Source organism: Citrobacter sp. wls714, from assembly GCF_005281025.1.
Taxonomy (GTDB): domain Bacteria; phylum Pseudomonadota; class Gammaproteobacteria; order Enterobacterales; family Enterobacteriaceae; genus Citrobacter; species Citrobacter werkmanii.
Map to the genome: position 1 here is coordinate 17,376 of NZ_SZWZ01000039.1, position 23,500 is coordinate 40,875.

At 53.9% G+C, this 23,500-nt stretch carries 12 protein-coding genes; 9 read left to right on the forward strand and 3 right to left on the reverse strand.

Annotation, left to right across the window (positions count from 1 at the left end; all coding sequences use genetic code 11):
- Positions 1–6 precede the first annotated feature (6 nt).
- The gene (locus FDX11_RS10095; RefSeq protein WP_137349537.1) at positions 7–1,296 is read left to right on the forward strand and encodes an HlyC/CorC family transporter; all 1,290 of its coding nucleotides are present in this window, start codon (positions 7–9) and stop codon (positions 1,294–1,296) included.
- Positions 1,297–1,345: 49 nt separating this feature from the next.
- Here the strand turns inward: FDX11_RS10095 and grpE are convergent, their stop codons facing one another.
- On the reverse strand, positions 1,346–1,939 hold the full coding sequence (gene grpE / locus FDX11_RS10100; protein WP_038642760.1) for a nucleotide exchange factor GrpE: 594 nt from the start codon (positions 1,937–1,939) through the stop codon (positions 1,346–1,348).
- Positions 1,940–2,061: 122 nt separating this feature from the next.
- Here grpE and nadK point away from each other — a divergent pair, with 122 nt between their 5' ends.
- The 3 genes from nadK to bamE all read left to right on the forward strand — a co-directional run bounded on the left by nadK (position 2,062) and on the right by bamE (position 5,181).
- The gene (nadK, locus tag FDX11_RS10105) at positions 2,062–2,940 is read left to right on the forward strand and encodes an NAD(+) kinase (protein WP_042313284.1); all 879 of its coding nucleotides are present in this window, start codon (positions 2,062–2,064) and stop codon (positions 2,938–2,940) included.
- 85 nt (positions 2,941–3,025) lie between these two features.
- Entirely contained in the window at positions 3,026–4,687 is a 1,662-nt protein-coding gene (recN, locus tag FDX11_RS10110) for a DNA repair protein RecN (protein ID WP_137349536.1), read from the forward strand.
- A 149-nt stretch (positions 4,688–4,836) separates the two neighbouring features.
- The gene (gene bamE / locus FDX11_RS10115) at positions 4,837–5,181 is read left to right on the forward strand and encodes an outer membrane protein assembly factor BamE (RefSeq protein WP_003826401.1); all 345 of its coding nucleotides are present in this window, start codon (positions 4,837–4,839) and stop codon (positions 5,179–5,181) included.
- Positions 5,182–5,231: 50 nt separating this feature from the next.
- On the opposite strand, the gene FDX11_RS10120 is transcribed toward bamE, so the two are convergent.
- Together FDX11_RS10120 and ratA are read right to left on the reverse strand one after the other, a co-directional pair.
- Positions 5,232–5,528 (reverse strand): RnfH family protein, encoded by a 297-nt coding sequence (locus FDX11_RS10120; RefSeq protein ID WP_137365388.1) that lies wholly within the window; start codon positions 5,526–5,528, stop codon positions 5,232–5,234.
- Positions 5,512–5,955 carry a type II toxin-antitoxin system toxin RatA gene (ratA, locus tag FDX11_RS10125; protein WP_038642770.1) on the reverse strand — a complete coding sequence of 148 codons (444 nt, stop codon included), beginning with the start codon at positions 5,953–5,955 and terminating at the stop codon, positions 5,512–5,514. The genes FDX11_RS10120 and ratA overlap by 17 nt, the downstream gene beginning before the upstream one ends.
- Positions 5,956–6,109: 154 nt before the next feature.
- Between ratA and smpB the strand changes: the two genes are divergently transcribed.
- The 5 genes from smpB (at position 6,110) to FDX11_RS10150 (ending at position 23,463) form a co-directional block, all read left to right on the forward strand.
- Positions 6,110–6,592: an SsrA-binding protein SmpB gene (gene smpB / locus FDX11_RS10130; RefSeq protein WP_043017973.1), complete on the forward strand. Its 483-nt coding sequence runs from the start codon at positions 6,110–6,112 to the stop codon at positions 6,590–6,592.
- A gap of 568 nt (positions 6,593–7,160) precedes the next feature.
- Entirely contained in the window at positions 7,161–18,629 is an 11,469-nt protein-coding gene (locus tag FDX11_RS10135; RefSeq protein WP_137397842.1) for a BapA/Bap/LapF family large adhesin, read from the forward strand.
- A 70-nt stretch (positions 18,630–18,699) separates the two neighbouring features.
- Positions 18,700–20,109, forward strand: coding sequence for a TolC family outer membrane protein (locus tag FDX11_RS10140; protein WP_137361382.1), 1,410 nt, complete (start codon positions 18,700–18,702; stop codon positions 20,107–20,109).
- Positions 20,106–22,292, forward strand: coding sequence for a type I secretion system permease/ATPase (locus FDX11_RS10145; protein WP_137397843.1), 2,187 nt, complete (start codon positions 20,106–20,108; stop codon positions 22,290–22,292). The genes FDX11_RS10140 and FDX11_RS10145 overlap by 4 nt, the downstream gene beginning before the upstream one ends.
- 7 nt (positions 22,293–22,299) lie before the next feature.
- Positions 22,300–23,463 carry an HlyD family efflux transporter periplasmic adaptor subunit gene (locus tag FDX11_RS10150; RefSeq protein WP_137349546.1) on the forward strand — a complete coding sequence of 388 codons (1,164 nt, stop codon included), beginning with the start codon at positions 22,300–22,302 and terminating at the stop codon, positions 23,461–23,463.
- Positions 23,464–23,500: the final 37 nt, after the last annotated feature.

The window sequence follows — 23,500 nt, forward strand, 5'->3', positions numbered from 1 at the left end:
CCCTACGTGGAACACATCTCCACCACCACGCTCATTGTCACGCTTCTCATCATGGTGGTCATTTCCGCCTATTTTTCCGGTTCTGAAACCGGAATGATGACCCTGAATCGCTATCGTCTGCGGCATCGGGCCAAGCAGGGTAATCGTCAGGCAAAACGCGTTGAAAAGTTACTTCGCAAACCGGATCGCCTGATAAGCCTGGTACTGATCGGGAATAACCTGGTGAATATTCTGGCCTCCGCGCTTGGCACTATTGTCGGTATGCGCCTGTATGGCGATGCCGGCGTCGCCATCGCTACCGGGGTGCTAACGTTTGTGGTGCTGGTTTTTGCCGAAGTACTGCCAAAGACCATTGCCGCGCTGTATCCAGAAAAAGTCGCCTACCCGAGCAGTTTTTTGCTGGCTCCCCTGCAAATCATCATGATGCCGCTGGTGTGGTTGCTTAATACCATCACCCGCCTGCTGATGCGCATGATGGGTATCAAAACGGATATCGTGGTGAGCGGTTCGCTGAGTAAAGATGAACTGCGAACGCTGGTCAATGAATCGCGCTCCCAAATCTCGCGTCGTAATCAGGATATGCTGCTGTCCGTGCTGGATCTGGAAAAAGTCAGCGTCGATGACATCATGGTGCCGCGCAGTGAAATCATCGGCATTGATATTAACGACGACTGGAAATCAATCGTGCGCCAGCTTTCGCACTCCCCTCACGGCCGCATCGTGCTGTACCGCGACTCACTCGACGATGCCATCAGTATGCTGCGCGTACGCGAAGCCTGGCGATTAATGGCGGAGAAAAAAGAGTTCACCAAAGAGACCATGTTACGCGCGGCCGACGAAATTTATTACGTCCCGGAAGGTACGCCCCTCAGCACCCAGCTCATTAAATTTCAGCGCAATAAGAAGAAAGTGGGTCTGGTGGTCAATGAATATGGCGATATTCAGGGGCTGGTCACGGTCGAAGATATTCTGGAAGAGATTGTCGGCGATTTCACCACATCAATGTCACCGACGCTTGCTGAAGAGGTGACGCCGCAGAATGATGGCTCAGTGATCATTGACGGCAGCGCCAACGTTCGTGAAATCAATAAGGCGTTTAACTGGCACCTGCCGGAGGATGACGCACGTACCGTGAACGGTATTATTCTTGAAGCGCTGGAAGAGATCCCGGTAGCTGGCACACGAGTGCGTATTGGGCAGTACGATATCGATATTCTCGACGTGCAGGACAATATGATTAAACAGGTACAGGTGTTGCCGGTTACACCACTGCGCGAGAGTGTAGCGGACCAGTGAGCATAGTCCGGGCCGGGTAGCGCATCAGCATTACCCGGCCCAGGGCTGATTAGCCTTTGGCTTTCGCCACGGAGACCATCGCCGCACGGATGGTACGTCCGTTCAGGGTATAGCCTTTCTGCATTACCATCAGCACATTACCGGCGGCAACGTCGTCAGACTCTACCATTGCAATGGCCTGATGCACGTTCGGGTCCATCGGCACATCGATATCCGCAACCACCTGCACACCAAACTTCGCCACCACATCCAGCATTGACTTACGCGTCAGCTCAATACCTTCAATCATTGGTGCCATCGCATCATTGTCTTTGTCCGCCACTTCCAGCGCACGATCCAGACTGTCCAGCACCGGCAGCAGCTCGTTGACGAATTTTTCCAGCGCAAATTTATGCGCTTTTTCTACATCCAGTTCGGTACGACGACGCAGGTTTTCCATTTCCGCTTTGATACGCAACACGCTGTCGCGCTCGCGAGTTTCGGCTTCAGCAAGCTGAGCTTCCAGATTCGCAATTTTTTCATCGCGCGGATCCACCTGCTCAGCAGAAGCGTCTGGTTCAACCGCCTCAACTTCTTCGTGCTGATCCATGATAATTTCTTCCGGGGCTTGCCCCTCAGGCGTTTTCTGTTCTTTACTACTCATGAATTTCTCCGCGTTTTTTTCGCATTCATCTCGCTAACCTGGATTATTATGGGGATAAGATTCAGGGTTTCAAGGGAAGTACTCACATTGTCACTAATCTTCGTTACAAGGACCTCGAGAAAATGAACAATCATTTCAAGTGTATTGGCATTGTGGGGCATCCACGTCACCCCACTGCACTGACAACACATGAAATGCTCTACCGCTGGCTGTGCGCCAAAGGTTATGAGGTTATCGTGGAGCAACAAATCGCGCACGAGCTACAGCTGAAAAATGTGAAAACCGGTACGCTCGCGGAGATTGGCCAGCAGGCAGACCTCGCCGTAGTCGTCGGCGGCGACGGCAATATGCTGGGCGCTGCGCGCACCCTTGCACGTTATGACATCAAGGTTATCGGAATTAACCGCGGTAACCTCGGTTTCCTCACCGACCTTGATCCAGACAATGCCCACCAACAGTTAGCTGACGTACTGGAAGGCCACTACATCAGCGAAAAACGCTTTTTACTCGAAGCCCAGGTATGCCAACAGGATTGCCAAAAGCGCATCAGCACCGCGATCAACGAAGTGGTGCTGCATCCAGGCAAAGTGGCGCATATGATTGAGTTCGAAGTGTATATCGATGAAATCTTTGCCTTCTCTCAGCGTTCCGACGGGCTAATTATCTCTACGCCTACCGGCTCTACCGCCTACTCGCTCTCTGCCGGAGGCCCAATTCTGACGCCTTCCCTGGATGCCATTACGCTGGTGCCGATGTTCCCGCATACGCTTTCTGCGCGCCCGCTGGTGATCAACAGTAGCAGCACAATTCGCCTGCGCTTTTCTCATCGCCGTAGCGATCTGGAGATCAGCTGCGACAGCCAAATCGCCCTGCCGATACAGGAAGGTGAAGACGTATTGATCCGCCGCTGTGATTATCATCTGAACCTGATACATCCAAAAGATTACAGCTATTTCAATACATTAAGTACCAAGCTGGGCTGGTCAAAAAAATTATTCTAATTTAACGCCAACCTCTTTACTGTATAAAAAACCAGTTTATACTGTATGTAATTACAGTTATGGTTTTTCATACAGGAAAACAGCTATGTTGGCACAACTGACCATCAGCAATTTTGCTATCGTTCGTGAACTTGAGATCGATTTCCAGAACGGCATGACCGTCATCACCGGTGAGACAGGTGCGGGTAAGTCCATTGCCATTGATGCTCTCGGTTTGTGCCTGGGCGGGCGCGCAGAAGCCGACATGGTGCGCGCAGGCGCTGCGCGAGCCGACCTCTGTGCCCGTTTCGCCTTAAAAGACACCCCAGCAGCCCTGCGCTGGCTGGAAGAGAACCAGCTTGAAGACGGCCGTGAGTGCTTGCTGCGTCGCGTTATCAGCAGCGACGGCCGCTCCCGTGGCTTTATTAACGGTACCGCCGTTCCGCTATCACAGCTTCGTGAGCTGGGCCAGTTGCTGATTCAAATCCACGGTCAGCACGCACACCAGCTTCTGACAAAATCCGAACACCAAAAATTCCTGCTTGATGGTTACGCCAATGAAGCGTCCCTGACCCAGGAAATGACCGCGCGCTATCAGCTATGGCACCAAAGCTGCCGCGATCTGGCGCATCATCAGCAACAAAGCCAGGAGCGCGCAGCACGGGCGGAACTGTTGCAATATCAGCTAAAAGAATTGAACGAATTCAACCCACAGCCGGGCGAGTTTGAGCAAATTGATGAAGAGTACAAGCGTCTGGCTAACAGCGGGCAATTGCTCACCACCAGCCAGCAGGCTCTGGCTATCCTCGCGGATGGCGAAGACATCAATCTGCAGAGCCAGCTGTACACCGCAAAGCACCTGGTCACCGAACTGGCAGGCATGGACGGCAAACTTTCCGGTATCCTCGATATGCTGGAAGAGGCAACCATTCAGCTCAGCGAAGCCAGCGATGAACTGCGCCACTATTGCGATCGTCTGGATTTAGACCCTAACCGTTTGTTCGAACTTGAGCAGCGTATTTCAAAGCAAATCTCGTTGGCACGTAAGCATCACGTCTCTCCGGAAGCGCTGCCGCAGTTCTATCAGTCTTTGTTAGATGAACAGCAGCAACTTGACGATCAGGCCGACTCGCTCGAAACCTTAACCCTGGCGGTGAACAATCACCATCAGCAGGCGCTGGAAACAGCAAAAAGGTTGCACCAACAGCGCCAGCATTACGCCCAGGAACTGGGGCAACTCATTACCGAGAGTATGCATACCCTTTCGATGCCACATGGTCTCTTTTGCATTGATGTAAAATTTGAGGAGCATCATCTGAGCGCAGACGGTGCTGACCGCGTGGAGTTTAAAGTTACCACTAACCCGGGTCAGCCGTTACAACCGATCGCGAAAGTTGCTTCCGGCGGCGAGCTGTCGCGCATCGCTCTGGCTATTCAGGTTATTACCGCACGTAAAATGGAAACCCCAGCGCTGATTTTCGATGAGGTTGATGTCGGCATCAGCGGTCCGACTGCGGCGGTCGTGGGCAAAATGCTGCGGCAGTTGGGAGAATCAACCCAGGTAATGTGCGTAACGCACCTGCCGCAGGTTGCTGGTTGTGGTCATCAACATTTCTATGTCAGCAAAGAAACTGACGGCGCAATGACGGAAACACACATGCAGCCGCTTGATAAACGCGCACGTCTGCAGGAGTTAGCCCGCTTACTTGGCGGAAGCGAAGTCACACGCAATACCCTCGCAAACGCAAAAGAACTGCTGGCAGCATAAACTTTTTTCCCTTGTGAAGGTCTGAGTTCAACATAAAATCGCCGACCGACCCGACAGCAAAAGGTTTTAAAGTGGTGAAAGGTCTATTATCATCGGCATATTACATATGAGCCGCGTACTGCTCGGGCCCGAAAAGGAATCAAATCACTATGCGCTGTAAAACGCTGACTGCTGCTGCAGCAGTACTACTGATGTTGACTGCAGGCTGTTCCACTCTGGAGCGAGTGGTTTACCGCCCTGACATCAACCAGGGAAATTATCTGACACCGACCGATGTCGCCAAAGTGCGTACAGGCATGACGCAACAGCAGGTTGCTTATGCTCTGGGTACCCCGATGATGTCCGATCCTTTTGGCACTAACACCTGGTTCTATGTGTTCCGTCAGCAACCTGGACACGAAGGCGTAACTCAGCAAACGCTGACGCTGACCTTTAACAGCAGCGGCGTATTGACCAACATTGATAACAAACCTGCCCTGACCGACAACAAGTAGGTTTGAGAGATTAAAAAAAGGTGCTCAATGAGCACCTTTTTTATTGTCTGTTATTTTTTAGCGGATTTCTCTGCTCGCTGCCTGCGCAGCTCTTTGGGATCGGCAATCAACGGCCGATAAATTTCCACCCGCTCGCCGTCATGCAGAACATCAGCAAGCTTTACCGGACGGCTGTAGATGCCCACTTTATTTTTGCTGAGATCGATATCATTACGTAATTCCAGCAACCCGGAAGCGCGGATAGCCTCTTCCACCGTAGCGCCCTGCTGCAGCGTTACGCGCTGTAAATACTGTTTTTCAGGCAGCGCGTATGCCACTTCAACGACAATTTTAGCCGACGCTGACACTGTAAACCTCTTTCGCGCGAACGGTGAAAGCCTGCACCATATTCGAAGCCAGCTCTTTAAAGATGCGGCCAAACGCCAGCTCGATGAGTTTATTCGTGAACTCAAAATCGAGATGAAACTCAATGCGGCACGCGTCCTGGCTTAACGGCGTAAATTTCCAGCCGCCAATCAGTTTTTTAAACGGTCCATCGACCAGATGCATCAGGATGCTCTGATTACTGGTCAGTTGGTTACGCGTGGTGAACGTTTTGCTAATCCCTGCTTTAGAGACGTCCACAGCGGCCGTCATTTGTCCCGGAGTCGACTCCAGTACGCGGCTACCGGTGCACCCCGGTAAAAACTGGGGATAGGATTTAACATCATTCACTAACTGATACATCTGCTCCGCACTGTAAGGTACTAAAGCGGTCCGGCTAATCTGAGGCATAACAATTTCCATCAATATCAATCACACAAATAATACCATTTATCACTCGCTAAAAAAAACGCTATAGCCCAACTCGTGCTAAGATAGCGCCTTGCGCCCCGCTGGATGAAATGGGGTGTTTTTCGATTCCAGATTACCTATACTGAGCGGCATTATGACGAAGAAAAAAGCACACAAACCTGGCTCAGCCACAATCGCGCTTAACAAACGCGCACGACACGAATACTTTATCGAAGAAGAGTTCGAAGCAGGACTCGCTCTGCAGGGCTGGGAAGTCAAATCCTTGCGCGCAGGTAAAGCCAACATCGGCGATAGCTACGTTATACTCAAAGACGGCGAAGCGTTCCTGTTTGGCGCCAACTTCACACCGATGGCCGTTGCTTCAACACACGTGGTATGCGATCCCACCCGTACCCGTAAACTACTGTTAAACCAGCGCGAACTCGACTCTTTGTATGGTCGCATGAATCGTGATGGTTATACCGTGGTAGCACTTTCGCTGTACTGGAAGAACGCCTGGTGTAAAGTGAAAATCGGCGTCGCAAAAGGTAAGAAACAACACGACAAGCGCTCCGATGTGAAAGAACGTGAATGGCAGGTGGATAAAGCACGTATTATGAAAAATGCCGGGCGATAACCTTCTTTTCTTTGTGGCCAGTCTATCACCATGATGACTGGCCTTTATTTTTTAGTTATTGAAAGTCGCATTATACATTCATAGTAATTATAGATTCCATTGCTGAATCGTTCAGCTAAAAATACAACCTCCAATCCGCAGGCAAGGAGTAGCCTAATAGAATAAAACTTCAAGTACTCCCGCCCTATATTTTCCACTCTACGAAATAGCATTATTATTACTGTTGTTTATTATTAACAATAAATAATAAAAGCAATGATTACAGCAAGTTATAAATAAAGCCTATTTATCGAAACGTTTAACTCTTTTCGGTGAAAAATGTCATCATATATTTTTAATATCTGGACATTGCAGAAAAGTTTCTTTCTGACTATATCATCTAATACGAAAGAACTATTTTTGGTGCTCAGACTACGACTTTATTTGTTCAGAAACTGATATCTGTAAATCTCATCCATGAAATTACATGTGCAAGTTCATCATTATGATGAACGAGGCACCTGTCTGCTCATTTTCCCGGCACGCCGTTGCGGATTAATACTCCCGACCTGCCATCAGGAGTGAACATATGCGTCTACTCGCCGTTGTATCGAAGTTGACTGGTGTTTCTACCAATGTTGAAGCCTCTGAAATTACGCTCAACTCACCTTCTATTGTGAAACTGTCCGTTTCGCGTGAGGAGGTCAGCCAGTTGACTCGCGTTAATCAGGATCTGGTTGTCACACTCCGTTCAGGTGAAACCATCACCATTAAAAATTTTTACGTCGGAAAAGGTGATGCGCAAAACCAGCTGGTTCTGGAAGACAGCAATGGCGCGCTGTGGTGGGTTCAGGATACGGATGGCGCTTTCCATTTTCAGCACCTGGACGATCTCACGCCGCTGATGACGGCCGAAGGCAGTCATGACGGTGGCGCAGTCTGGCCCTGGGTTCTCGGCGGGGTCGTTGCCGCAGGTGGGATTGCAGCTATAGCCTCTTCTGGCGGCGGTGGCGGACATCACAATAACGACAACGGCTCAGGCAATGGTAATCCCGGTGGTAGTACGGATCCTGGCGTTGGAACAAATCCAGATGGTGGCACTAATCCAGGCGGTAATAATAGCGGAGATACCACTCCACCAACATCCCCAACTGCACTGGTGGTCTCCCCTGATGGCAAGTCGTTGACCGGGCAGGCAGAACCGGGCAGTACAGTCATCATTAAAGATGCGCAGGGCAACATTGTTGGTCAGGGTAAAGCAGACAGTGACGGCAAATTTGCGATCGATCTTAATCCCCCTAAACTCAGCGGAGAACACCTGACCGTTACCGCAACCGATGCGGCAGGTAATACCAGCCCCGCCGCGAGCGTTAACGCGCCCGATATTCCTCTGCCTGCCACACCGGTAATTTCTGCTGCTATAGACGATCAGGCTCCGGAAACCGGGACTGTCGCTAACAAGCAATTTACCAATGACAATACCCCAACGCTACAGGGAACCGGCACCCCCGGCTCAACTATCCATATTTATGTTGATGGTAAAGAGACAGGTACCGCCGTGGTGGGATCGAATGGAAAATGGAGCTTTGCTATTGCCACACCGCTGGCAGATGGTGAACACAGCTTTACAGCCATTGCTACCAACCTTAAAGGCAGCAGCGGAGAATCTACCCAATTCACGCTCAACATTGATACTCACACCCCGGAAGCCCCTGTACTTGAAGCCCTAACGGATAAAACAGGGTACATTACTGGTCTACTCATCAATAACGCACACACTGATGAAGCAAAACCAACCCTATCCGGTAAAGGTGAAGCAGGAAATACCATCACCATCCGTGAAGGGAACATCATTCTGGGGACGACTGTCGTTGATGCCAGCGGCCAGTGGAGCTTCACCCCGACAACAGCGTTAAGCGACGGCGCACATACGTTCACGATCCAACAGACGGATAAAGCAGGAAACGTCAGCGAAATAACGACAACCCCAACGATTATTGTTGATACGACTCCCCCACCTGCTGCGGTGGTTGACTCAGTCTCCGTGGATGGCACCACCGTAACAGGCCATGCTGAAATCGGCAGTACCGTCTCCATCTATGATGCCGATAACAATCTCCTCGGTTCAGCTGTAGTAGGCCAGGATGGCTTATTCAGTATTACGCTGAATCCAGCGAAAACGCATGGCGAAACGCTGGAAACACGTATCCGGGACGAGGTAGGTAATAACGGACCGGCAGGCCAATTTACTGCATCAAACTCTCAATATCCTTCTCAACCGATCATCATCACCGTGTCAGATGACATTGGGAGCGTGACCGGTGCTTTGAAAAACGGCGATGCTACAGATGACAATCGCCCGACCATCAGCGGCACTGCTGAACCGGGAAGTGTTATCACAATTAATGACAATGGCGTGCCAATGCCAACAATCCCGCCGGTGATTGCTGACAACGATGGGAAGTGGAGCTTTACGCCCTCTCAGCCACTTCCTGATGGCGATCATCTTTTTACCGCAACGGCGACAAATAACTTCGGCACCAGCGGACAGTCCATCAGCTTTGCGGTTGATATCGACACCCAACCTCCGGTGCTGGAAGATTTGGAAGTCATTAATCAGGGAACCACGCTGACAGGCTCCACCGAAGCAGGCAGCACGGTGGTGATTAAAGACAGTCAGGGAAATGTTTTGGGAAGCGGTAAGGCAGGTAATGACGGCTCATTCTCAATAGGCATTAATCCCGCCAAAACCAATGGTGAAACGCTGACCATTTCGGTTACTGATAGAGCCTCAAATACGGGTCCTGTAGAGAGCCTGAAAGTACCGGATATTTCGCCACCAGCCTCCCCTTCCGGACTAACTGTCGCTGCCGACGGTGAATCCGTTAGTGGTCAGGCGGAACCCGGTTCTACGGTTATCATCAAAGACGTCGCGGGTAACGTACTGGGTACCGGGATCGCCAACGGCAGCGGGCAATTCATCGCCCCGCTAAATTCACCACAAACCAATGGCGAAGCGTTAACGGCAACAGCCAAAGACGCTGCACAAAATGAGAGTCTACCGTCTACCGTGCTCGCACCGGATACGACCGCACCACTCGCACCAGAAGATGTGAAGGTGAGCCCGGAAGGCACCAGCGTAACGGGGACGGCTGAACCAGGCAGTACAATAACCATTACCGCACCGGACGGCAGCACCATCGGTACTGGAAAAACGGGAAGCGATGGCAACTTTAGCGTACCGCTTTCACCTGCGCAGACAAATGGCGAAACCGTCAGCGTCACCGCCACTGACAGCGCTAAAAATGAAAGCCCGGCGAAAACCGCAGTTGCGCCGGATACTACCGCCCCAGATAAGCCCATTATTTTGCAGGTATTTGATGACGTCGCAGGCGATACCGGGCCACTCACCAGTGGACAAACAACCAACGATAACCGTCCGACGCTGAGCGGCACAGCAGAAGCTGGCTCAACTGTAGAGATATTTGATAACGGGACATCTCTAGGTGTGGCCGTAATGCAGCCAGACGGTAGCTGGAGCTTCACCCCTCAGACCGACCTCGGTGAAGGGAAACACCAGCTTACGGCTGTCGCTACAGATACCAAAGGCAACGCCAGCCCGGCGACCGCGTTTGAACTGATTGTTGATACGCAGTCACCGCAAATGCCTGCCATTACCCATGTAACGGATGACAAGCCGGGCATTGTCGGTTCCATCGCCAATAACGGTCTGACCAACGATAACACGCCAACCATCAACGGAACCGGCGAACCCGGCTCAATAGTTCATCTGATGCGTGACGGGCAACTGATTGCAGATATTACCGTCGATACTAGCGGGATATGGAGCTACACCCCGCCGCAAACGTTGCCCGATAATAAATATGAATTTACGGTGACAGCCAGCGACAACAATGGAAACACGACACCTCTCTCCGCAGGGTTCACCATTACCATTGACAGCACGGCACCTCTCGCCCCGGGATTTTCTGCGATCCTTGATCCTGATAAAAATCCTATCGATACCAGTCAACCGACCAACTCTTCTCAGCCACAGTTAACCGGTAGTGGCACCGCTGGCGACACCATCACCATTTATGACAATGGCAAGCCGATTGGCGAAACAAAGGTTGGCACGGATGGAAGCTGGCAATTCACGCCGCCAGTGGTTCTGGGTGACGGCACACATGTTCTGACGGCAACCGCCAGCGATCCGGCGGGCAATGAAGGCCCGAAATCCACCAGCTTCACGCTACAGGTCGATACAAATGCGCCAAATGCACCACAAATCCTGTCAGCAACCATTGTTGTGGGTACCGAAAATGTCGTCCTGGCTAATGGCAGCACAACGAATCAGGAAACCCCACTTCTGAGCGGTACCGGTGAGCCAGGCGCCACGATCACGCTCTATAATAATGGCACTGAGGTGGACACGGTAAAGGTCAATGCACAAGGGAAATGGACCTACCAGCCAACCGCCAATTTATCTGAAGGGTTAAACGTCATTACCGCGACGGCTACCGATGCGGCAGGCAACGTCAGCCCGGTATCCGGCGTCTACTCGATCACAATTGATACCATTCCACCTGCGAAACCTGACGTACCGCTAATCACCGATAACGTTCTACCCGTTGTCGGAAACGTTGCCAGTGGTGGCACAACCAATGACACCACGCCCACCTTCAGCGGGAAGGGAGAGCCGGGTAGCACTATCACTATCTATAATAACGGCAGCGAAATTGGTCAAACAACGGTAGGTGATAACGGGAGCTGGACCTTTACCCCGAGCCCATTAGACCCAGACACGACTTACGTCATCACCACAACTGAAACCGACATTGCGGGCAATACCAGCGATCCGTCGGATCCGGTCACCCTAACCATTGACACAACGGTCCCAACCACTCCCACTATTGAATTTGCGACGGATGATGACAACACGCCCAATGCCAACTTTAACAACAACGCCACCACCGATGACAATACGCCGGTTATTCATGGTACGGGTGAAGCTGGCAGCATTATTACTGTATTCAATGGCACTACCGTTCTGGGCGTGGCCACTGTCGACAGTTTTGGCAACTGGAAATTCCCCATTACCAGCGCCCTGCTCGATGGAACCTATACCCTGACCGCCAGCGCAAAAGACGCCGCCGGTAATCCCAGCGGGACATCGAACAGCTTTACCTTTACCGTTGATACCATTCCTCTGCAGGCACCGGTAGTGACGGAAATCCTTGATAACGTCAACCCGGTCACTGGCACTCTGAGCGATGGCTCCTTCACTAACGACCAGACGTTAACCATCAACGGCACCGGCGAGACGGGCAGCACAATAACGATTTATGACAATGGCACAGCTATAGGAACCGCAAACGTCATTGATGGAAAATGGACCTTCACCACGCCTGCACTTTCAGAAGATCCTCACGCGCTGACCTTCAGTGCAGATGACGGAGCCGGAAACACGACGGTTCAAACGCCGGCCATTAATATCACCGTAGATATTACACCGCCGCCAGCCCCGACGATCCAGACTGTCTCACCGGATGGCACCCGGGTTGCTGGTCTGGCAGATCCTTTCGCCACGGTTGAAATTCGCGATGCTTCCGGCACGCTAATCGGTACCGCAACCGCAAATAATACCGGCGAATTCGCCGTAACCTTAAGCCCGGCGCAGACCAACGGCGGTGAACTCACGGCGAAAGCAATTGATCGCGCGGGTAACGAAAGCCCCAACGCGACCTTTCCCGCCTCTGACAGCGGCCTGCCTGATGTGCCGTTCATTATCGCGATTGACGACGATGTCGGTAGCGTACAGGGAAATATTCTCACTGCTGGCGGTAGAACAGATGACACCACCCCCATGCTTCGTGGCACAACGGAAGTGGGATCGACGGTCGAAGTCTTTATTAACGGCACCAGCGCTGGCCAGGCCATCGTTGATACCAGCGGCAATTGGACATTTGCGGTTCCCACCCTGCCAGGCGAAGGGAACTACAATTTTACCGTTCAGGCCACCAACGGTAACGGCAAGGGCGGTCTGTCCGCCCCCGTTGCAATAACGGTAGATTTAACCGCACCGCTCCAGCCGGTGATTGTTAACGCGACGGATGACGTTCCCGGCTACACCGGCTCACTGGCTAACGCCGCGCTAACAAACGATGCGCGCCCTACGCTCAACGGTACCGGCGAAGCAGGTGCCACTATAACCATCTTTGATAATGGCAATGCGATCGGCACTACCACCGTAGCTCAAAACGGTAGCTGGAGCTTCACGCCGGGAAGTAATCTCAGTAACAGCCAGCATGTGTTCACCGCCCGCGCAACGGATAGTGCGGGTAATACCGGGGCTATTTCGGGCGATTTCACCCTGACCATTGACGCACAAGCGCCCACCGTCCCGACAATTACATCGGTGATTGACGATAACAACCTACCGAACGTTTCCGTCTTACCAGGCCAGGTAACTGACGATCGCCAGCCCGTGCTGAACGGTACGGGCGAAACCGGTGCGACAATTAATATCTTTGATAACGGCGTACTCCTTGGTACGACCGTAGTAGGTGCAGGAGGAGCCTGGTCCTGGACGGTTGACAGCGCGCTAACGGAAGGCAGCCACACCCTGACCGTCAGCGCCACCGACCCGGCAGGTAACACCAGCGCAGCCTCCTCTGGGTGGAATATCGTCGTGGATGTGACGCCCCCCGCCGTACCAACGCTCACTTCCGTGGTAGACGATCAGCCCGGTTTAACCGGCAATCTGGTCAGCGGTCAACTCACCAACGACGCGACTCCGACGCTCAACGGTCGCGGAGAAATCGGAGCTACAATTAATATCTGGCTGGATGGCGGAACAACACCGATTGGCACAGCCATTGTTGATGGAACCGGGTCGTGGAGCTTCACGCCTGGAACGCCACTCACTAATGGTAACCATACCTTTACCCTCAGCGCGACTGACCCAGCCGGCAACACCAGCGCCCTGTCCGGTGGATTTACGCTGAATGTTGACGCCACTCCACCTATAGCGCCAGTCATTACCAGCATCGCGGATAATACGGCCCCCGTGATAGGCGTCGTACCGAATGGTGGAAGCACCAACGAGACAAGGCCGACAATTACCGGAACCGGTGAAGCAGGCTCGACAATCTCTATTTATAACGGCGCTTCTCTCGTGGGCACCGCCCTTGTCCAGGCCAACGGCAACTGGAGCTTTACACCAACAAATGCGCTTGCTGCAGGCACATGGAATCTTACCGCGAAGGCAACTGACACCGCGGGTAATACTGGGCCGGCATCGGATGTTCGCTCATTCACTATTGATACTACCGCCCCCGTTGCACCTGTCATAACCACCGTCTTTGACGATCAAGGGCCACTCACCGGCAATCTCAGCAATGGACAAATTACTGATGATGCCCGCCCGACATTCAGCGGTACCAGCGAACCCAACGCCATAATCCGTATCTTTGACAACGGCTCTTTGTTAACGGAGATAACCGCTAACAGCAGCGGTAACTGGAGCTATACGCCTACGCAACCAACAGCGCCTGCAATGGCCACGGGAAACCATGTCATCACCGTAACGGCCATCGATGCGGCGGGTAATGTGAGTCCTGCATCGGACAGCTTCACATTCGTGGTGGATACCACCGCGCCATTACTACCGGTTATTACCCTGGTGACCGATGATATGCCCCCTGGCACCGGGGCGATTACTAACGGACAAAGTACCAACGATCCAACGCCGACGTTTAGCGGAACAGCGGAGGCCGGAGCCACAATCACCCTGTATGAGAATAATACCGTCCTGGGAACCACCACCGTGTTAGCCAACGGTACCTGGAGCGTCACCACCTCCACGTTGGGAAGCGGTACACATACCATTACCGCTGTCGCTACAGATGCAGCAGGCAACGCCAGCCAACCAACAGGCGGTTTTACGCTGACTGTCGACACATCGGCCCCCGCTACGCCAACCCTGACTACCGTCGTGGATGACGTTGCTGGCGGTGTATTCGGCAACCTGAATAACGGTCAGATCAGTAATGACAGCCGGCCAACACTAAACGGGACTGCTGAGGTGGGAAGTACGGTAAGTGTTTATGACGGCAACACATTGTTGGGAACAACCACGGCTGGAGCAGGTGGTGTCTGGAGCTTCACGCCGGGAACCCCGCTCAGCGAAGGCTCGCACACGCTAACCGTCACCGCCACCGATGCGGCGGGTAATAACAGCCCGGCGACCAACAGTTTTGTGATAGTCGTTGATACCACCGCGCCAGGCGTGCCAGTTATTGTCAGCATTATTGATGATGTGCCTAACATCACTGGTGCAGTGGGTAATGGTCAGTCCACCAATGATACCCTCCCCACGCTCAACGGCACGGCGGAAGCCAACAGCACGGTCAATATCTTTGACAACGGCGCGCTGGTGGCCTCCGTAACGGCGAACGCCAGCGGAAACTGGACCTGGACTCCCACCTCAGCGTTGGGCCAGGGCACGCATGCTTATACGGTGAATGCCACTGATACGGCGGGTAACGTGAGCCCCACCTCCCCTGGCTCGTCGATTGTAGTGGATACCCTCGCGCCCGGCGCGCCAACGGGCCTTACTATCAATGCCACCGGAAACCGCGTCACCGGTACAGCTGAAGCAGGGAGCACCGTGACCATTACGTCCAGTACAGGAACCGTACTGGGAACCGCCACTGCGGATGGTGCAGGCAGCTTTGTGGTGACGCTTTCCCCGGCGCAAACCAGCGGCCAGGCGCTGCTGGCATTTGCTCAGGATAAAGCGGGCAATATCGGTGTTTCTGCCGGGTTCACTGCCCCAGATACCCGCGTACCCGATGCCCCAACCATCGTCAGTGTTGTGGATGATTTCGGCATTTATACCGGGATTATCGCCAATGGCCAGGTAACCAACGATGCCTTACCTACGCTAAACGGAACGGCACAGGCCAATGCCGTCATCAATATTTACAACAACGGGGCGCTGCTTGGCTTCACAACGGCTAACGCCAGCGGCGTCTGGTCCTTCACGCCTGACAGCAATTTGACCGAGGGCTCGCACGCCTTTACCGCGACCGCAACCAACGCGAACGGCACAGGAGCCGCATCAGGTCCCGCCACGGTGGTGGTCGATACACTGGCTCCCAATACGCCAACCGGCATACTGAGTGCGGATGGCGGTTCGCTAACAGGTCAGGCAGAAGCAAACAGCACGGTGACGGTGACAATCCCTGGCGCGGGTACCTACACCACGACGGCAGGAAGCAACGGCGCCTGGTCATTGACCTTGCCGACCAAACAAATTGAAGGGCAGAAGCTGGGCATAACCGCAACCGATGCGGCGGGCAATACGTCGGGGTCGCTCTCCATTACCGCCCCAATCCTCCCACTCTCGGCTAACGATAACGTCACCAGCCTCGCTCTGACGACCACCGCAACCACCAGCTCACAAAGCTACTCTGACTACGGTCTGCTGTTGGTAGGTGCTTTGGGGAATGTCGCCTCCGTTCTGGGTAATGACACCGCACAGGTACAGTTCACCATTGCCGCCGGCGGTTCTGGCAATGTTACGATCGATGCGGCAGCGACAGGCATTGTTCTGTCATTGCTCAGTACCCAGGAGATTGTGGTGCAGCGCTTTGATGCCACTCTCGGCACCTGGAGCACTTTCATCAACACTGCAAATGGCGACTTCGCTAACCTACTGACGTTAACTGGTAGCGGCGTCACCCTGAATCTGACCGGCCTGACCGGCGGGCAGTATCGCGTGCTGACGTATAACACCAGCCTGCTGGCGACAGGTTCATATACCAGCCTGGACGTAGACGTTCATCAGACCAGCGCAGGCGTTGTCAGCGGGCCGACCGTCAATACTGGCAACGTGATGGCCGATGACGTTACGCCAACCGGAACAACACTAACATCAGTCACTGATGCCAGCGGGAAAACCACCGTCGTTGGCGCGGGTGGGGTCGATATCACAGGTCAGTACGGCACCCTGCACATCAACCAGGACGGCAGCTACAGCTACAAATTAACTAACACCAGCGCCGCGGTTTACGGTCAAAAAGAGAGCTTCACCTATACCATCACACAGGGTAGCAACAGCAGCTCGGCACATCTGGTGATCAACCTGGGGCCAGCCCCGGCGGCCACCACCGTTATTGCGGCCGACAACAATGCTGCCATGGTCTTTGATACCAGCGTCAGCTATGTCAACAATGGGCCATCAGTACAAAGCGGTCTGACGGTATTAAGCGTCGGAGTTGGTACCGTACTTAACGCCAACCTGCTTGATGACATGAGCAATCCGATTATCTTTGATGTAGAGGATGGCTCAACCCGTACGATGACCATTCAAGGGACCGTTGGCGGCGTAACGCTGGCCTCAACGTTCGATCTTTATATCTACCGCTTCAATGATGCGATCCAGCAGTTTGAACAATACCGGGTGCAAAAAGGCTGGATCAACACCCTGCTGCTGAATGGCAATTCGCAGCCGTTGACGGTAACGCTGCCAGGCGGTGAATACCTGTTTGTACTGAATACCGCCAGCGGGATCAGCGCCCTCACCGGTTACACGCTCAATATCTCGCAGGATCATACCTATGCCGTTGATAGCACTACCGCCAATACCACCGGCAATGTGCTAACTAACGATATTGTGCCGCCAGATGCGGTGATCACTGAAGTCAACGGCGTGGCTGTCCCGGCATCGGGAAGCACCACCATAAACGGACTCTACGGTACGTTATCCATTGATGCAAAAGGAAATTACACCTATACCCTGAAAAACGGCGTTGGTGCGGACAGCATCAAATCCCCGGACAGCTTCGTCTATACCGTTCGCGCGCAGAATGGTGATACGGATACCGGCTCACTGAACATCACGCCAACCCCGCAGGCGTTGAATGCCGTCGATGACGTCAGCAGCATCATGGCGGTAAATACCGTTCAGGACTCGGCTGCATATGGCAGCGGCGCGCTGGGAACAGCGACAATTCCGACCCTGGGGAGCAAGGCAACCGCGACAGGTTCGTTTGACATCGCGACAAATGACGTCCTGAAAAACGCCACGCTTAACTTCGATATCAACACGCTAATCACCGTCGGTACGCTCGGTGTGAGCTGGACGATAACCGGCCCTGGCGGATACACACTTTCAGGTACGGTACCTGCCAGCGCCATCAGTCTGTTAGGCAGTTCAATCGCGGTCTCGCTGGGGAATGCCGAACTGACCGCAGGTCATTACAGCGTCAGCTTCACAGGAACGATGGGAGGGCTGGCCGTGGGCGACGTCAGCATTACGCCGAACGTCACCGGCACCACCTGGCACCTTAATACCTTTGACGTCAACACCACCACGGTAAATGGCAATATTTTTGATGGTAGTGATGCGGCTGGCGCCCACGATCAGCTGTCAACCGTCCATACCCTGCTTACCGTCAATGGCTATAACGGCAGTACCGCCACGCTCAATCCGACCAGCAGTACCAGTAGCGCCACCGTTCAGGGCCATTATGGTTCACTGACCATGAATCTGGATGGCTCCTACACCTACACGCTGAAGCCGGGTACGACCGTGGCATCGATGACCACCAAAGAGACCTTCACCTATACGCTTAATGACCAAAACGGACATACGGACACCGCCACGCTGACCATCAATATGAATCCGCAGCTGGCAAGCTCCTCACAGCATGATGTGATCACCGGATCGGTCTACGGCGATACGCTTATCTATCACCTGCTTAATGCCAACAACGCAACCGGAGGGAACAACAGCGACAGCTGGACCAACTTCTCTATGGCCCAGGGTGACAAGATCGATATCCACGAACTGCTGAGCGGATGGAACCATCAGGCCTCAACGCTTGGAAACTACGTGCAAGTCACCACCAACGGATCCAACACCGTGATCGCCATCGACCGCGATGGTACGGGTGGAACTTATCAATCCACCAACCTCATCACCCTGGAGAACGTCAACACCACGCTGAATGAACTGCTACAGAACAACCATCTCATCACGGGTGGTTAATACATAAAGCTCCGGGCGCCACGACGCCCGGAGCAACTGCCGTAACGGTTGTATTTGAAAGGGATGAGATATGGGAAAAGTCATGCCCGTGGCATTACTGCTGGCATTAACGCTGTGTTCCATGCGGGTGAATGCCGAAGATGAACCGCAAATTATTACGCCGGAAGGGTTGGCAAACAGCCAGATGCTTCCAAACCTTGACGGCTCCGTTGCCGATCTGCCGCTAAGCTCCGCCGCCCCCGGAACTCTGACGCTGAACGATGCTGTGAGTCGTGCCGTGAGCTGGCACCCATCCATTCGTGAATCTATCGGCAAATTACTCACACAGAATGAGCAGATAGACGTGGCGAAATCGAAATATTACCCGCAGGTAACTGCCGGAATGAACAACGGCTACAGCAATACTTACACCGACCACGGCTTTAGCCCGGCCCTGGTTATTTCGGTGTCACAAATGCTGTATGACTTCGGCAAAGTGGCCAGCCAGGTCCGCGCTGAAACCGCAGGTTCCGCGCAGCAGCAGGCTAATGTGTTACTCAGTATTGATACCATCGCGCACGCGACCGCCAACGCGATAGTCCAGGTGCAGACGTGGCAGCAAATGGTGGATGCCGCCGAGGAGCAACTCGCCGCCCTCAACGGCATTGGCCGATTGACCCGGCAACGCAATGATGAAGGCGCAACCTCGCTATCGGACGTGGTGCAAACCGATGCGCGTATAGAGTCTGCGCGTTCGCAACTGGCGCAGTACCAGGCCAATCTCGACAGCAGCAAGGCAACGCTGATGAGTTTTCTCGGCTGGAACTCGCTCAACGGCATCAGCAATGAATTCCCCGGCAAACTGGACAGCAGTTGTGATGTCGTAAAACCCGACGATAAGTTGGTTCCTGCCGTGCTGGCGGCGTGGGCGCAGGCAAATGTGGCGCAGGCCAACCTCGACTACGCCAACGCGCAAATGACGCCGACTATCTCTCTGGAGCCGTCGGTTCAGCACTATCTCAACGACAAATACCCCAGCCATGAGGTACTCGACAAAACCCAGTACTCCGCATGGGTAAAAGTTGAAATGCCGCTGTATCAGGGGGGTGGACTTACCGCCAGACGCAATGCCGCCAGTCATGCGGTTGAGTCAGCCCAGTATTCTATTCAACGAACCCGGCTTGAGGTACGGCAGAAATTACTGGAATCCCGCAGCCAGGCGATGAGTCTCGCCACCGCCCTGCAAATTCTGCGACGCCAGCAGCGACTGAGTGAACAAACGCGCGAGCTGTATCAACAGCAGTATCTGGATCTTGGTTCACGCCCGTTGCTCGATGTGCTTAACGCCGAGCAGGAGGTGTATCAGGCGCGCTTTGCTGAACTCCAGACCCAAAACCAGCTGCGCCAGTTACAGCTTAACTGCCTCTACAATACCGGATCGCTACGCCAGGCGTTCGCCTTAAATAACCGCAGCATTCAATCGGTGGAGATACAGCTATGAGCGACGTCGATTCACATGCGGAAGAGGCCATTGGCGAACAGGCTCTGAGCCAGTGGGCGCAGGCGATGACGTATATTGCCAGCCACTATCGCGTTGCCTGCTCCCCCGGCGCAATCCAGGCCAACGCCCCGTGGTTTGCAGGGAAAAACCGCACCCTCGCGCTGACACAACTGGCGCGCCAGGCGGGCCTGTCATTTCACGCGCTGGACACCACAAAGCAGGCGTTCAGCCAGTGGCGTTTACCGGTAGTAGCGGAACTGCGCGACGGCCAAATCATGGTGATAGAGCATTTCAACGGTGACGATGCACTGGATGTTTTTATCATCGCCGAAGAGGGGCAACGTAACCGGGTGACGGTCGCAGAGCTTGTGCCAGAGATCGTAAGCATTACCGCGCTGCGTCCGCTTTCGGCGCTAAAAGACAGTCGGGTAGACCGCTATATTTCTCGCTTTAAACCCGACTGGATGCGCGAACTGGTTTTACAGGATATCCACCCTTACCTGCCAGTGATGGTTGCCGCTTTTCTGATTAACGTTCTGTCGCTCTCCGGGATTATCTTTTCGATGCAGGTCTACGATCGGGTGATTCCGGCGCAGTCATATCCGACGCTGTATGTTCTCTCAACCGGCGTTCTGGTGGCGGTCCTGTTTGGCTTTCTGCTGCGCGAAGCACGTACCCACATTATGGATCTGCTGGGTAAACGCGCCGATATGCGCATTTCTGATCGGGTATTCAGCCATGCCCTGCGGCTGCGTAATAGCGCCGTACCTCGCTCGACGGGGAGCTTTATTTCTCAACTCCGCGAGCTGGAGCAGGTTCGCGAGATGATCACCTCCTCAACCATGTCGACTATTGTCGATCTGCCTTTTTTCTTTCTGTTTATCGTGGTGCTGGCCTGCATTGCCCCGCCGCTGGCATGGATAGCGCCCGTCGCCGCCCTGCTGATGATCCTGCCAGGTTTACTGTTACAGAAGAAGCTGGCGGTGCTCGCCAACCAGGCCGCACATGAATCCACCCTGCGTAATGCGGTACTGGTTGAAAGCGTTCAGGGGCTGGAGGACATCAAGCTGATGCAGGCGGAAAACCGCTTTTTACAGCAGTGGAACAGCTACATCCGCATTACCGGAGAGTCCGGGCTGCGCACGCGCAAGCTGACTCAGGGGCTGATTGGCTGGGGCATGTCGGTACAGAGTCTGGTCTACGCCGCCATTATTATGTTCGGCGCGCCGATGGTCATTGAAGGCACGATGACCACCGGGGCCGTGGTGGCCGCCTCCATGCTCGGTTCCAGAATGATTGCCCCAATGGCTAACCTGTGCGGCGTGCTGGCCCGCTGGCAGCAGGTTAAAGCAGCGAAGATGGGGTTGGACAGCATCATGCAGCTCCCCACCGAAACGCAATACGATGAAGATCGGGTACATCAGGAGATTCTTCACGGTCATTATCTTTTTGAAAACGCGCACTTTCGCTACCACAGCGACGATCAGCGCGTTCCGCTGCGTATCTCCCGTCTGGAGATCATGCCCGGGGAACGAATAGCGATCCTCGGTCGTAACGGCGCGGGGAAATCAACGCTGCTGCAGGCCATGGCGGGCGGCGTGGAGATTATTCAGGGCGATGTCCGACTCGATAACCTGAGCCTGGCGCAAATCGATATGGCCGACTTACGCCGCAACATCGGTTTTCTCAGCCAGAATGCGCGCCTGTTTTTCGGCACCCTGCGTGAGAACCTGACTCTCGGCGCGCCGCATGCCAGCGACGCGCAGATATTCGAAGCGCTGGAGGTCAGCGGCGCAGCGGCTTTTGTTAAACAACTCGCCAAAGGGCTGGCGCATCCGATTATGGAGGGCGGCAACGGTCTGTCCGGGGGACAGAGGCAGTCGATTTTGCTGGCAAGAATGCTGCTGCGCTCGCCCAATATCGTACTACTCGACGAACCCAGTGCTTCACTGGATGAACATACCGAGCGGGAGTTTATTCAGCGGCTGAACCTGTGGCTGGGCAACCGCACATTGATTGTCGCCACCCATCGCGTGCCGGTTCTGGAACTGGTCGAGCGCGTGGTGGTGTTGAAAGAAGGTCAACTGGTGATGGATGCCCCGAAAGCGCAGGCGTTGAATGCGAGTCGGGCACCTGTACCGACTCACGGTCGGGAGTGGAAAAATGAAAACCAATCCGCATGACGCCGCCATGGACGATCTCGATATCCGCCGCGAACACCGTTTTTCCGGGGCCAGCCGCATTATTCTGCTCAGCACGCTGTTGTTTGCCGTGCTGGGTATCTGGGCGTATTTCGGTAAACTGGATGAAGTGTCGACCGGCAGCGGGAAAGTGATCCCCAGCTCACGTGAGCAGGTATTGCAGTCGCTGGATGGCGGGATCCTCGCCGAGCTGACGGTGCGCGAGGGCGATAAGGTGCAGGCCAATCAAATAGTGGCACGCCTCGATCCTACCCGCTCTGAGTCCAACGTTGGGGAAAGCGCCGCCCGCTATCGCGCCTCGCTGGCTTCCAGCGCGCGGCTTAATGCTGAAGTTAACGATCTGCCGCTGACCTTTCCCGATTCACTGCGCGCCTGGCCGGATCTCATCGCCTCCGAAACGCGTCTGTATAAAAGCCGCCGCGCGCAGCTTGCTGATTCTATGGCGGAACTGCAGGACGCGCTGGTCTCAGTTAACAAAGAGCTGGCCATTACCCAGCGCCTGGAGAAAAGCGGCGCCGCCAGCCATGTGGAAGTGCTGCGCCTGCAACGACAAAAAAGCGATCTGGGATTAAAAATTACCGACCTGCGTTCCCAATACTTCGTGCAGGCGCGTGAAGCGCTGTCTAAAGCCAACGCCGAAGTGGATATGCTGGCAGCTATTTTGAAAGGACGTGAGGATTCCGTCACCCGGCTGACCGTGCGCGCGCCCATGCGCGGTATTGTGAAAAATATCCAGGTCACCACCATCGGTGGGGTTATCCCACCCAATGGCGAAATGATGGAAATAGTGCCAATAGACGATCATCTACTCATTGAAACCCGTCTGTCGCCACGTGATATCGCATTTATTCACCCAGGCCAGCGAGCGCTGGTCAAGATAACCGCTTATGACTACGCCATTTATGGCGGTCTGGAAGGCGTAGTTGAAACCATCTCTCCGGACACCATCCAGGATAAAGCGAAACCGGAAATCTTCTACTACCGAGTGTTTATCCGTACCCATCAGGACTACCTGGAGAACAAACTGGGACGCCATTTCTCCATCGTACCGGGCATGATTGCCACAGTGGATATAAAAACAGGTGAAAAAACCATCGCCGACTATTTAATCAAACCATTTAATCGGGCTAAAGAAGCGCTGCGCGAGCGGTAAATCCTTGAGGATAAGGGGTTGCGGGGGCTGGTCACGC